Below are 12910 nucleotides of genomic sequence, written 5' to 3'. Positions count from 1 at the left end.
AAAAAATTTGGAGGGATGGAAAAAATGAAAGTTATGGCTTTAACTGGGAATGAAGCGGTTGCTGAAGCCATGAGGCAGATAAACCCTGATGTTGTTGCAGCTTATCCTATAACTCCACAGACGGAGTTGATGCACAAGTTTGCTGAATTTGTTGCGGACGGGCTTGTTGATACAGAGCTGGTTTTAGTTGAATCGGAGCATAGTGCTTTGAGCGCAACTGTTGGAGCAAGTGCAGCTGGCGTGAGGGCTATGACCGCTACAAGTTCGCAGGGTCTTGCTCTGATGTGGGAAATTCTTTACATTGCAGCTGGTTTAAGGTTGCCGATAGTCATGGCTGTTGTAAATAGGGCTTTAAGCGCTCCGATAAACATACACTGCGATCATTCGGATACGATGGGGGCACGCGATTCCGGGTGGATACAAATTTTCTCTGAAAACGCTCAAGAAGCTTATGACAACACGATAATTGCTATAAGGGTCGCAGAACACCCCGAGATACTTCTCCCGGTTATGGTGACAATGGATGGTTTTATCATAAGCCATACTATGGAAAGAGTTGAGGTCCTTGATGATGAGGTTGTGAAAAATTTCATCGGTGAATATAATCCAAGGTATAAGCTTCTTGATGTTGAAAACCCTGTGACATTTGGTCCGCTTGACCTTCAGGATTATTATTTTGAGCATAAAAGGGCTCAAGCTGAAGCGATGGAGAGTGCTTATAGGTTTATAAAGGAAATTGAGGATGAGTTTTATAAAATAAGTGGAAGGAGGTATCAATATGTTGAGCCGTATGAGATTGACGATGCAGATGTTGTTTTAATATCGCTTGGTTCAACTGCCGGAACTATAAAAGATGTGGTTGATAATTTGAGGTTAAAGGGTATGAAGGTCGGGGCTTTAAAAATTCGGCTTTATAGACCTTTCCCGAGAGATGAGGTGTTTGAGTTTCTCTCTGGTGCTTCGGTTGTTGGTGTTATGGACAGGGCGATAGCGTTTGGCGCTCCTTATGGTCCAGTCTGTCTTGATGTTAAGTCGGTCTTGCAAGGGACGAAGTATTCTGATCTTCCTGTGGTCAATTATATCTATGGGCTTGGTGGTAGGGATATAAGTCCAAGTGATATTGAGAAGATTTTCTTTGAACTTGATAAGGTGAGAATTTCTGGGGAAGTTCCAAAATTACCGAGATTTATCGGAGTTCGCGGTGAAGAGGATTATTTTGAAAGGGTGAAGGGGTTAAAAGTTAAAAATTAAAGTTTTTTTAAAGATGGCGAACTTAAAAGAGTTATCACAGCGTGAGGTAAAATTTACATCAGGGCACAGAGCTTGCGCTGGATGTCTTCCAGCGGTAGCTTTAAGACAAGTCACATTATCGGTCAATTATCCATGTGTTGTTGGTTTTGCGACTGGTTGTATGGAAGTTGTTTCAACGATTTTCCCATACACTGCTTGGAATGTGCCTTATATTCATGTTGCGTTTGAGAATGTGGCAGCTGTTATGAGTGGCGTTGAATCAGCTTATAAGGTTTTGAAGAAGAAGGGGAAAATAGATAAGGAAATAAAAATCATTGCTTTTGGTGGAGATGGAGGAACCTATGATATAGGATTTCAGGCGCTTTCTGGGATGGCTGAAAGAGGGCATGATGTGCTTTACATTTGTTACAATAATGAAGCATATATGAACACTGGAATTCAAAGGTCTAGCGCTACTCCATTTGGTGCACAAACTGCCACAACTCCTGTTGGGGTTGTTGAATTTGGGAAGAAACAATTTCCAAAGGACTTAACTCAGATAATGGCTGCGCATGGGATACCTTATGTAGCGCAAGCGTCGGTTCACAATTGGAAGGACCTTAACATGAAGGTTGAGAAAGCGTTGAGTATAAAGGGACCGAAATTTATAAATATTCTTGCCCCTTGCACTCTTGGTTGGAGGTATCCAGCTGAGAAGGGGATTGAGGTTGCGAAGCTTGCAGTTGAGACATGTGTTTGGCCACTTTATGAGGTTGAGAATGGGAAATACAAAATTAATTACAGACCGCGGGAGAAAAAGCCAGTGATTGAGTGGCTCAAGGTTCAAGGTAGATTTTCACATCTTTTAAAGCCAGAAAATCAGCATTTGGTTGAGCAGATACAATCTGAGGTTGATAGAAGGTGGGCTCGTCTTCTTGAACTTGCTGGCGCATGATGACCACCTCATAAATTGCACCTTAAGGGTCGCTCCTTTAATGGGGCGACCTTTTTTATTTTTTGAATTTTTGTTTAAATTTCTCAAAAAGAATAATCAGCTTCAAAGGGTATGTTTAATGCTTATCCCTTGTTATCAAGGGACAAAATTTTGACTGTTTCTGAACTGACTTATGAGATCAAGAAGCATATTGAACTTGAGCCAAGGTTTCAAGATGTTTGGCTTCAGGGCGAGATATCAAATTATAAGATTCACACCTCGGGACATGTTTATTTCACTTTAAAGGATGAGAACGCTTCAATAAAGGCAGCTTTATGGAAGAGTAGAGCGGACATTTATTTGAAGAATTTCAGGTTTAAAGATGGTGATAAGGTTCTTGTCCATGGAAAGGTTGAGGTTTATGAGCCAAACGGTGAATATAAGATTATAGTTGATTTCATTGAGCCATTGGGAATTGGAGAGCTTCAAATGAAGTTTGAGATGTTGAAGCAGAAGCTAGCCGCTGAGGGTTTGTTTGATAGAAAGTATAAGAAGCCAATCCCTGAATATCCAAATAGGATTGGGATAGTGACAAGTCCTACAGGAGCTGCGATAAGGGATATGATAAACATAATTTCGCGTCGTTTTCCAGCGGTTGAAATTATACTTTATCCTGTAAAAGTTCAAGGTGAGGGGGCAGCTGAGGAGATAGCTCAAGCTATTTACGATTTTAACCGTTATGGTGGAGTTGATGTGATAATTGTCGGTAGAGGTGGAGGATCAATTGAGGATTTGTGGGCTTTTAATGAAGAAATCGTTGCGAGGGCAATTTTTGCATCAAGGATTCCTATAATAAGCGCTGTCGGTCACGAGATTGATTATAGCATAAGTGATTTCGTTGCGGATTTGAGGGCGCCAACACCATCAGCTGCTGCTGAACTTGTGGTTAAAAATCGGGATGATGTTCTTGAAAATGTCCGAAATATTTGGTATACTATTCATCAACTTGTTATGGATAAGATTAAAATGAGCAAAAGAGAGGTTGAACATCTTGTGAAGAGCTATGCCTTTAATAGACCGATTGATTGGCTCAGGCAATACACGATGAGGGTTGATGATTTAAGTAGAGCGCTTGATATCGCTATGTCACATAAGTTTGAGATTTTGAAGCAAAATTTTGTGCAATGGCTTAAAAGATTTGAATCGGTTAATCCTGAACTTGCTCTGAAGAGGGGTTATGCAATAGTTTATAAAGATGGCAGGATAGTTCACAGTAAAAAAGAGTTGGATTTAAATGATGAGTTTAAAATTAAACTTTCAGATGGAACAATAAAAGGGGTGGTGAAGGGTTATGGCGAAGAAGAATGAAGCAGAAGAAATTGAGAATTTAACATTTGAGCAAGCTTTAAGGGAACTTCAAGTTATAGTTGAGAAGCTTGAGGCGGGTGAGGTTTCGCTTGATGAGGCAATAGAGATGTATGAGCGGGGAGTTAAACTTTCAAAGTATTGTATGGATAAACTTTTGCAAGCAGAGCTTAGAATAAAGAAAATAGTCAAAGATGAATTGCGAGGTTTCACACTGATTGACTTTGACGATCTTAACAACAAATTTTGAGGTTTAAATGGGCACAGATTATCGCATCTTGCCGAAGGTAAATTCACCTGATGATTTGAAAAGTTTGGATATCCGTGAGCTTGAAAAGCTCGCAAGTGAGATAAGGGAATTTATCATTGATACTATTTCAAGAGTTGGGGGTCATCTCGGGGCGAGCTTGGGCGTGGTTGAGTTGACGCTTGCGGTGCACTATGTTTTTAATGCACCGAAAGATAAAATCATCTGGGATACCGGGCATCAAGGTTATGTTCACAAGATAATAACGGGGCGTAGGGATGTTTTTCATACGATAAGACAGTTTAGAGGAATAAGTGGTTTTCTTAAGAGAAGTGAGAGCATTTATGATGTCTTTGGGGCTGGTCATGCTTCAACTTCAATTTCAGCTGCTCTTGGAATAGCCACGGCAAGGGATTTTGATGAACAAGATTATAAAGTCGTTGCTATAATTGGAGATGGCGCTATGACGGCTGGTCTTGCTTATGAAGCGATGAACAATGCCGGGGTTTTAAAGAAAAATTTGATCGTGATTTTAAATGACAACAATATGTCAATTTCACCAAATGTTTGGGCGGTTTCAAAGTATTTCACCGAGTTGATCGCAAGTTCGCATTACAACAAGTTGAAGTCGTTTGTTTGGGACTTAACGGGTCAGCTTGATGGCATCGGGGATAGGATAAGAAGGCTTGCAGCTAAGGTTGAAGGTGGGGTCAAGGCGATAATAACGCCGGGTATGTTATTTGAAGCGCTAGGTTTTAGATATTTTGGACCTGTGAACGGGCATAACATTCAAAAGTTGATAAGGATTTTATCTGAGATAAAAAATCTTAACGGTCCAATTCTCCTTCATGTTATAACACAGAAAGGCAAAGGTTATAAACCAGCTGAGGAGGACGAACAGAAGCTTCACGGTGTGACCCCTTTTGATAAAATCACCGGTAAAATGTATAAAAGTGATAAACCACAACCACCAAGTTACACGAAGGTTTTTGGTGAGGCGGTGGTTCAACTTGCAAGGCAAAACAGTAAGATTGTCGGTATAACCGCTGCAATGCCTGATGGTACAGGACTTAACATTTTAAAGAAGGAGATTCCAGAAAGATTTTTTGATGTTGGTATAGCGGAGCAACACGCTGTGACCTTTTCAGCTGGGCTGGCGACAGAGGGTTATGTTCCTATATGTGCGATTTATTCAACATTTTTACAAAGAGCTTTTGATCAGATAATTCACGATGTTGCGCTTCAGCGTCTTCATGTCGTTTTTGCGATTGATAGAGCTGGGCTCGTTGGTGCTGATGGACCGACACATCACGGTGCGTTTGATCTTAGCTATTTGCGCCTCATACCGAATATGGTGATAATGGCGCCGAAAGATGAAAGCGAACTCAGGGATATGCTCTACACTGCAACGGTGTATAACAAAGGTCCTGTTGCGATAAGGTATCCAAGGGGAAATGGTGTAGGCGTTCCATTGAAAAAGGATTTTGACCTAATTGAGATCGGCAAAGCTGAGGTTTTAAGGGATGGTGATGACCTTGCAATACTTGCGATTGGAAATATGGTTTATCCGTGTTTGAGAGCGAGTGAAAAACTTTCATCTTACGGGATTGAGGCAACGGTTGTAAATATGAGATTTGTTAAACCACTTGATGAGGGTTTGCTTGATTATGTTTTTGAGAAGTTTGATAAAGTTGTTACCGTTGAAGAAAACACTATCAGAGGTGGATTTGGTAGCGCAGTCCTTGAATATGCAGCAATGAAAGGTGTTAAAAATGTCGGATTCTTAATTCATGGCATCCCAGATGAGTTTATTGAGCATGGGACTCAAGAGGAACTTTGGCGAATGCTTAAGCTTGACCCTGATGGCATCGTTGAAAGGATACTTGAAGCATTTGAGTTTGAAACTTTGAAGGATAAAACAAAGATTTTGAGAAATGGAGGAAATTAAATTCGCTGTAATTGGGCTTGGCGGTATAGCTCAAGCAATTCATCTTCCGATACTTTCAAAGATTAAAAATGTCCAAATAGTTGCGGTTTGCGATACGGACAGAACGAAGGCGCGTATGATAGCTGAAAAATACAATGTCCCATATTTTTATACCGATTATGAGAAGATGCTTCAAGAGGTTGAAGAGATTGAGGCAGTTGAAATTTTGACACCGACGAACCTTCACGCTGAGATGGCGATCGCTTGCGTTGAAGCTGGAAAGGATGTTTTCGTTGAAAGACCCCTTGCCAGAAGCTACAGAGAAGCTGAATCGGTCGTTAAAGCGATCGGCGAAAGAAAGAGAAAAGTTATGGTTGGTATGAATCTAAGATTTAGACCTGATTGTATGTTGATGAAGGGGTTTATTGAACAAGGTGAGCTTGGTTCGGTTTTTTATGTTAAAGCTGGCTGGTTCAAGAAACCAAATGATAGGAAGTGGATTTTGATGAAAGAAAAAGCTGGTGGCGGTGTCATGCTTGACCTTGGCATAAGCATACTTGACCTGGCTTTGTGGATGGCGGGTTATCCAGAGGTTAAAAGTGTGAGTGCAATATGTTATAAACATCAAACGAAATCCGTTGAAGATAGTTCAATTGTTTTCGTGAAGTTTAAAAACGATTCAACTTTATTCATTGATGTTAGTTGGTCATATGAGTTTGAGAATTCAATCTTTTATCTTAACATTTTTGGAACGGAGGGCACCGGGGAATTGAACCCGTTTAGAATTTATAAAGACATACAGGGCAAGCTTATAAACCTTGCTCCTGAAAAAATGGATAGACCTGAGGTTTTATATTTGAAGTCGTATGAAAACGAAATCAAACATTTCATCGGAGCTGTTCGTGGGCTTCATCCGCTTGTTTCAAGCGCTGAGGACGCTCTCTACAGGATGAAAATCGTTGATGCGGTGTATAAATCCGCTGAAAGAGGAAAAGAAATTTTCTTAATGTGATGTTTATAACTTTTGAAGGGGTTGACCTTTGTGGTAAGACAACACAAGCAGAAATTTTGATCAGCAAGCTCAAAGGGTATGGTTTTGAAGTCGTATTTGTGAGGGAACCTGGTGGGACAAGGATATCTGAACTTATAAGGAACATCCTTCTTGATAAGGAAAATGTAGAGATGTGCGATGTAACTGAGCTTTTTCTTTTCTCAGCAAGTCGTGCGCAACTTGTCGGTGAGGTGATAATCCCAGCACTTAATTCCGGGAAGGTGGTCATCTGCGATAGATTTTATGATTCAACGCTTGCTTATCAAGGTTATGGGCGTGGAATTGATATTGAGAAAATCAAGGTCGTAAATGAACTTGCTTCATCTGGATTGGTTCCAGACTTGACATTTCTCATTGATATTCCAGTTTCCGAGATTTACAATCGTAGAAGACAGAAATACGGCGATTTTGATAGGATGGAAAATTCGGGTGTTGAATTTTACGAGCGTGTCAGGAATGGTTATCTTGAGCTTGCAAGGGAAGAAAAGCGATTTTATGTGATTAATGGTTTAAGGGGGATTGACGAGATAAGCAGCGAGGTTTGGTCAATCGTCTCTGAAAAATTAAAGGTCAGAGGAAAATGAAGCGGAAATTTTTTCTTTTCGGTTTTACATTCCTCATCGCTGTGGGATTTTTGAAGTTCCACCCGCAGAATGAGGATATTTTCTTGAAGATAAATAAAAGCGTTGAGGTCTTCGGGAAAATTTATAAGGAGGTCATCTTAAATTATGTTGACGAAGTTGACCCAGAGAAGTTTATAAGAGCTGGGATAAAGGGGATGTTGAGCGAACTTGACCCTTACACAGTTTTTATAGATGAGAAGCACAGTGAAGAAGTTGATGCTTTAACGACGGGGAAATATGGTGGCATTGGGATTTCAATTTCAAAGTTTGATACATCAATTGTCGTCATAAAGGTCTCAAGAGGATATCCGGCCGATAAAGCGGGAATAAGGGTTGGGGATGTGATAGTTCAAATTGATAGCATTTATGTTAAAGATAAATCGCTTGACGAGGTTAGGTCTCTCATGGTTGGTAAGCCAGGGACACAGCTTAAGGTTAAAGTTATAAGGGAAGGTGTAAGCGACCCACTTGTTTTTGAGTTAACGCGTGCGGAAGTTGAGGTTAAAAATGTAACCTTTTATGATTTCATTGATGATGGAATCGCATATATTAAACTTGAGCGCTTTTCCAGAAACGCCGGGGAAGAATTAAGGAAGGCGATAAAGAATCTACAATCAAAAGGTGAGATAAAGGGTCTCATTCTTGACCTACGCGACAACCCAGGGGGTTTGCTTGATGCAGCGGTTGATGTGGTTGAAAAGTTTGTGCCTGAGGGGAGTTTGATCGTTTCAACCAAGGGACGCAAACCGGATGCAGTTAGAAATTATTTTTCAACGGAGAAGCCCATTCTTTTAGATGTCCCTCTTGTTGTTGTCGTAAATGGTTCAAGTGCGAGCGCAAGTGAAATCGTTGCCGGTGCAATCCAAGACCTTGACCGTGGGGTCGTCCTTGGAACGAAAACATTTGGAAAAGGGCTCGTTCAAACGATAACTTATCTCTCCTATAACACTTTTTTGAAGATGACAACCGCTAAGTATTACACCCCAAGCGGTCGCTGTATTCAAGAAATTGATTACTTCCACAAACCAGATGGTGTCTTCATTCAGAAGCCAGACTCTGAACAAAAAGTTTTTAAAACTAAAAATGGTCGCATTGTTTACGCAGAAGGTGGTATATTACCCGACACAATTGTTGAGGAGAAGAAAAGAAGTGATTTCGTTGAGGCACTTTCGCAAAGAAGAATGTTTTTCAAGTTCGCAAATAAGTTCAGATCTGAAAACGAGAGCATCCCGAATGATTTTGTGATAAATGACTCAGTTTTTTCGCGCTTTGAGGATTTTGTTAAGAAAAACAATTTCTCATATAAAGATAGTTTTGAGATAAACCTTGAAAAAGCAATTGAATATGCAAAGAAGCAGAAGTTGAACGATGGTTATATAACCGAGGTTGAAGCGATGTTGAACAAAGTGAGGACACAGCGGATAGATTATTTCAAACTTTATCGTGAACAGATTGCAGATGAACTTGCCCGTGAGATAATCTCAAGATACAAATATGAGGACGAATTGATCGCTTGGGGATTAAAAAACGACAATCAGGTGAAGGTGGCGGTTGCGATTTTAAAGAACAAAAAAGCATACAATTTACTTTTAGGTTTAAAATGACAGTTTTAAAAATTTTAACACTTTTCGCATCGGGACTTTTCGCTGGATTTTTGGCTGGCTTTTTTGGAATAGGTGGGGGGATAATTCTCGTCCTGATTTTAATGTATTATTACAGCAGTGTTGGGTTACCAACGGATTTAATCCCCAAAATAGCGGTCGCAACAAGTTTATTTACCATTGTTTTCACTTCAATTTCAAGCACTGTAAAACAAGTTGAGAACAAAAATGTTGAGTGGGAACTTACCTTAACGATGGGCTTAGCCTCAATAATATCGGCGCTTGCTGGGAGTAAATTGGCGACGAGCGTCTCAGGAAGCTTCATCAAGACCTTCATCACCATTGTCATAATTTTCGCTGGAATTAGAATGTTTATCTTGTCAAATGAGAAAGCGATTGATATTGATGATTTATCAAATTACAAAGCAAATGTTAACTTAATTTCGGCGTTTTTTTGGGGGCTTGTCGCTGGGATAGTTTCTGTTTTGGCCGGGGTCGGCGGTGGGATACTTTTAGTGCCGGTTATGAATTATCTAATGAAAATCCCAATTAAAAGAGCAATCGGGACATCAAGCTCAGTTATAGTTTTGACTTCAACTTTTGGAACGATTGGATATATATTGAACGGAATTAACAATCCGGAAATTTCAATGCCAGGGATGATCGGCTTTGTTGATTACACTGCTGGGATTCCGATAGTGCTCGGCTCTGTTATAACAAGTCGTTTTGGCGCATACGCATCATATAAAATTAAGTCAAAGGTTTTGAAGAAACTTTTCAGCCTTCTTTTGATAACGGTTGCGATTTTGACATTTTTCAAAAAATAAAATCTCATCCCGAAGATGATTTTAAAATACCAAACCTTTGAATTGAAACTTAAGCACCCATTCAAAATCACCCGCGGAGTTAGAACATCAAATCAAGTCGTTTTAATTGAGATTGAACACGACGGATTGGTTGGCTATGGAGAGGCATCACCCTCGCCAAGATATAAGGAGAATGTTGAAACGGTGAAAAATTTCCTTGAGAAAGTTGACCTTTCAAAGTTTAACGATCCCTTACAGATTGAGGATATACTAAATTATGTTGATTCAATTGAGCCCGGAAATAATTCAGCAAAAGCTGGAATTGATATCGCATTGCATGATTTAGTTGGGAAGATTTTAAATATCCCGCTTTATAAACTTTTCGGTTTGAGCAAGGAAAGGACGCCGATAACATCTTTCACGATTGGGATAGATGAGCCGGAAGTAATTGAAAGGAAAGTTAAAGAGGCAGAAGGATATCCAGTTCTTAAGGTCAAACTTGGGCTTGAAAACGATTATGAGATAATTCGCACGATTAGGAAAGTTACAGATAAACCCATTCGCGTTGATGCGAATGAGGGGTGGAAGACGAAGGAGATCGCGCTTGAAAAAATCAAGTGGTTACAAAATGAAGGGGTTGAATTTGTTGAACAACCGATGCCGGCAGATGACCTTGATTCAATCGCTTGGGTAAGAGACAGGGTTGAAATTCCAATCATAGCTGATGAGAACTGCGTTCGTCTTTGGGATGTTCCTATTTTAGGAAAGGCGTATGATGGAATAAACATAAAACTGATGAAATGCACAGGGATAAGGGAAGCGATAAAGATGATAAACACAGCAAGGGCTATGAATATGAAAGTGATGCTTGGCTGTATGATTGAATCATCGGTTGGTATAACCGCAGGCGCTCAAATTTCTCCGCTTGTTGATTTTGCCGACCTTGATGGAAATCTTTTGATAACGAACGACCCTTTTGATGGAGTTAAAGTTAAAGATGGGAAATTGGTTCTTCCAGATGAACCGGGTCTTGGAGTGAAAAAATTAATTTAAAATTTACCATGTTTTTCAAGAGACCCCAACATCTTCGCTTTGAGTATATCCCGCGATATTACAAGCCGGAGAAAGATGAGGAGCTGAAGCGTAAGGAGAGGATCAAAAGACAGTTGAAGTTTCAGCGCATTGGGATTTCCGAAAGAAGGAAAAAGTCGCTTATTTGGTGGTTTATCATTGTTGGTTTGATTTTCTATGTTTATCTTGTTTTATCAGGGTTGATATGAAAGTTGGTTTTATAAAATGGGACGAATAAAAATTTTACCAGACGAAATATCTAGAAAGATCGCAGCGGGAGAAGTTATCCAGCGTCCGGAGTCAGTAGTGAAGGAATTGATTGAAAATTCAATTGATGCTGGGGCGAAGAATATAACCGTCATCTTGAAGGATGCGGGAAAGTCATTGATACAGGTAATTGATGATGGATGTGGTATGAGCGAGGACGATGCAGTTCTCGCCTTTGAAAGACACGCCACTAGCAAGATTGAAACATATGATGACCTTGAAAACATAAAGACACTTGGTTTCAGGGGCGAGGCGCTTGCCTCAATCGCTGCGGTCTCAAAAGTTGAATTGAAAACGAGAACCGCCGATGAAGAGCTTGCAACGCTGGTGAAAATAGAGGGGAGTAAAATTTTGGAGGTATCAAAAACCTCGCATCCGATTGGAACATCCGTCGCTGTGAGAAATCTTTTCTTCAACACGCCAGCTAGAAGGAATTTCTTGAAAAGCGATTACACCGAATTTAAACATGCTTACGAGACATTTACACGTTTCGCAATCGCCTATCCGGAGATAGCGTTTGAATTTATAAGCGATGATGAAGTAGTTGCAAAGTTTGAAAGCACTGATTTTGAGACGAGAATAAAACAAATCTTCGGCGATGAATTTTTTGATACGCTTATACCTGTCTTTGAAAAGACCGACTACATAAGCATATACGGGTACACAAGCAAACCGGAGTTTTCAAGGAAATCAAAGTCAATGCAATTTATATTCCTAAATCGGCGATACATTATCAATCGCTCGATAAGCCACGCTGTTTTTAACGCATATGAACACTTGATTGACAAAGGGAACTTCCCATCGTTTATTTTGATGATTTCAATTGACCCAAGAAGAGTTGATGTCAATGTGCATCCATCAAAGCTTGAGGTAAAATTTGATGATGAGACCGGGGTTTACAATTTCGTCCGCGCTGTGGTTAAGCATTCACTTTCAAAGTTTAGTTTGATCCCGGAGCTTACAATTGAACCAAGCGGTGATATAAAAATTCGCCCGTCAGCGGACTTGTCCGAGATAAAAAGCAAATTGATAAACCTGGTTGAACCAATAAAGGAGAGAATTCAAAAGGAACAACAATACAGCTTGGATTTCATCACCTCATCTTTCCCAGAAGCTGAAACGAGTCGGAAGGTTAAAATTGACTCCGAGACGGTTGAGAAAATTTCTACAGGAGTTCAATCGGTTTTTTATACTTCAGGTGAGGGGAGTGGGGATGAGACGATTACATTTATGCAAGTTCATAACAAATACATAATCGCTCAAATTAAAACGGGACTTATGATAATTGATCAACATGTCGCACACGAAAGGGTATTGTACGAGAGGGCGCTTGATAGTTTGAATTCAAATTCACCATTTACACAGCAATTGCTCTTCCCTCAAACGATTGAGCTTACCCCGGCGGATATGTCTATCGTGAAGGAACTTAAAGATTACTTTGAGAACTTAGGGTTTGATCTAAGGCTTTTTGGGAAAAACACCGTTATACTTTACGGTGTCCCGCCAGAGATAAAGCAGGGTAAAGAGAAAGAAGTTTTCATTGAGATAATTGAACAATACAAAGAAAATGCTAACATTGAGCCGAACATAAGTGTGAGAGAAAACCTTGCAAAGGCATTCGCTTGCAAATCTGCAATCAAAGCCGGTGATAAGCTGACACCCGAGGAAATGCGAACTTTAATAGATCAACTTTTCCTGACGAAAAATCCGTATGTTTGTCCTCACGGTAGACCGATAATAATTAAAATTTCAATTGATGAACTTGATAAAAGGTTTGGACGAATTTGA

At 40.0% G+C, this 12910-nt stretch carries 12 protein-coding genes; all 12 read left to right on the top strand.

Features of this window, described 5'->3' with window-relative positions; translation table 11 throughout:
* Window positions 1-15 precede the first annotated feature (15 nt).
* The 12 genes from porA to mutL all read left to right on the top strand — a co-directional run bounded on the left by porA (window position 16) and on the right by mutL (window position 12910).
* Window positions 16-1251 carry a pyruvate ferredoxin oxidoreductase gene (porA, locus tag FKZ43_RS02075; RefSeq protein ID WP_419951024.1) on the top strand — a complete coding sequence of 412 codons (1236 nt, stop codon included), beginning with the start codon at window positions 16-18 and terminating at the stop codon, window positions 1249-1251.
* Window positions 1252-1264: 13 nt separating this feature from the next.
* Window positions 1265-2185, top strand: coding sequence for a thiamine pyrophosphate-dependent enzyme (locus tag FKZ43_RS02070; protein ID WP_140944218.1), 921 nt, complete (start codon window positions 1265-1267; stop codon window positions 2183-2185).
* 111 nt (window positions 2186-2296) lie between these two features.
* Window positions 2297-3532 (top strand): exodeoxyribonuclease VII large subunit, encoded by a 1236-nt coding sequence (gene xseA / locus FKZ43_RS02065; protein WP_140944217.1) that lies wholly within the window; start codon window positions 2297-2299, stop codon window positions 3530-3532.
* Complete coding sequence (gene xseB, locus FKZ43_RS02060) at window positions 3516-3779, top strand: exodeoxyribonuclease VII small subunit (protein WP_140944216.1); 264 nt, start codon at window positions 3516-3518, stop codon at window positions 3777-3779. The genes xseA and xseB overlap by 17 nt, the downstream gene beginning before the upstream one ends.
* Window positions 3780-3786: 7 nt before the next feature.
* Window positions 3787-5724, top strand: a complete 1938-nt coding sequence (dxs, locus tag FKZ43_RS02055; RefSeq protein ID WP_140944215.1) for a 1-deoxy-D-xylulose-5-phosphate synthase — start codon at window positions 3787-3789, stop codon at window positions 5722-5724.
* On the top strand, window positions 5711-6715 hold the full coding sequence (locus FKZ43_RS02050; RefSeq protein WP_140944214.1) for a Gfo/Idh/MocA family protein: 1005 nt from the start codon (window positions 5711-5713) through the stop codon (window positions 6713-6715). The genes dxs and FKZ43_RS02050 overlap by 14 nt, the downstream gene beginning before the upstream one ends.
* Window positions 6715-7338, top strand: coding sequence for a dTMP kinase (gene tmk / locus FKZ43_RS02045; protein ID WP_140944213.1), 624 nt, complete (start codon window positions 6715-6717; stop codon window positions 7336-7338). Before FKZ43_RS02050 ends, tmk begins: the two co-directional genes overlap by 1 nt.
* Complete coding sequence (locus FKZ43_RS02040; RefSeq protein ID WP_140944212.1) at window positions 7335-8981, top strand: S41 family peptidase; 1647 nt, start codon at window positions 7335-7337, stop codon at window positions 8979-8981. Before tmk ends, FKZ43_RS02040 begins: the two co-directional genes overlap by 4 nt.
* On the top strand, window positions 8978-9805 hold the full coding sequence (locus FKZ43_RS11580; protein ID WP_140944211.1) for a sulfite exporter TauE/SafE family protein: 828 nt from the start codon (window positions 8978-8980) through the stop codon (window positions 9803-9805). The genes FKZ43_RS02040 and FKZ43_RS11580 overlap by 4 nt, the downstream gene beginning before the upstream one ends.
* A gap of 15 nt (window positions 9806-9820) precedes the next feature.
* The gene (locus FKZ43_RS02030) at window positions 9821-10837 is read left to right on the top strand and encodes a dipeptide epimerase (RefSeq protein WP_140944210.1); all 1017 of its coding nucleotides are present in this window, start codon (window positions 9821-9823) and stop codon (window positions 10835-10837) included.
* An 8-nt stretch (window positions 10838-10845) separates the two neighbouring features.
* A complete protein-coding gene (locus tag FKZ43_RS02025) occupies window positions 10846-11064 on the top strand; it encodes a hypothetical protein (protein ID WP_140944209.1) in 219 nt (72 codons plus the stop codon).
* 16 nt (window positions 11065-11080) lie between these two features.
* A complete protein-coding gene (gene mutL, locus FKZ43_RS02020) occupies window positions 11081-12910 on the top strand; it encodes a DNA mismatch repair endonuclease MutL (RefSeq protein ID WP_140944208.1) in 1830 nt (609 codons plus the stop codon).

Origin of the sequence: Candidatus Thermokryptus mobilis (assembly GCF_900070205.1) — a bacterium.
Classification (GTDB): Bacteria; Bacteroidota; Ignavibacteria; order Kryptoniales; family Kryptoniaceae; genus Kryptonium; species Kryptonium mobile.
Note: the sequence above shows the minus strand (reverse complement) of the source record. Positions and strands in the feature narration are given on the sequence as shown.

Excerpts from the sequence above, each read along its gene's own strand:
- xseB (WP_140944216.1), top strand. The coding sequence starts at position 3,516 with ATGGCGAAGAAGAATGAAGCAGAAGAAATTGAGAATTTAACATTTGAG.
- FKZ43_RS02025 (WP_140944209.1), top strand. The coding sequence starts at position 10,846 with ATGTTTTTCAAGAGACCCCAACATCTTCGCTTTGAGTATATCCCGCGA.
- mutL (WP_140944208.1), top strand. The coding sequence starts at position 11,081 with ATGGGACGAATAAAAATTTTACCAGACGAAATATCTAGAAAGATCGCA.
- FKZ43_RS02050 (WP_140944214.1), top strand. The coding sequence starts at position 5,711 with ATGGAGGAAATTAAATTCGCTGTAATTGGGCTTGGCGGTATAGCTCAA.
- dxs (WP_140944215.1), top strand. The coding sequence starts at position 3,787 with ATGGGCACAGATTATCGCATCTTGCCGAAGGTAAATTCACCTGATGAT.
- tmk (WP_140944213.1), top strand. The coding sequence starts at position 6,715 with ATGTTTATAACTTTTGAAGGGGTTGACCTTTGTGGTAAGACAACACAA.
- FKZ43_RS02030 (WP_140944210.1), top strand. The coding sequence starts at position 9,821 with ATGATTTTAAAATACCAAACCTTTGAATTGAAACTTAAGCACCCATTC.
- porA (WP_419951024.1), top strand. The coding sequence starts at position 16 with ATGGAAAAAATGAAAGTTATGGCTTTAACTGGGAATGAAGCGGTTGCT.
- FKZ43_RS11580 (WP_140944211.1), top strand. The coding sequence starts at position 8,978 with ATGACAGTTTTAAAAATTTTAACACTTTTCGCATCGGGACTTTTCGCT.
- FKZ43_RS02040 (WP_140944212.1), top strand. The coding sequence starts at position 7,335 with ATGAAGCGGAAATTTTTTCTTTTCGGTTTTACATTCCTCATCGCTGTG.
- FKZ43_RS02070 (WP_140944218.1), top strand. The coding sequence starts at position 1,265 with ATGGCGAACTTAAAAGAGTTATCACAGCGTGAGGTAAAATTTACATCA.
- xseA (WP_140944217.1), top strand. The coding sequence starts at position 2,297 with ATGTTTAATGCTTATCCCTTGTTATCAAGGGACAAAATTTTGACTGTT.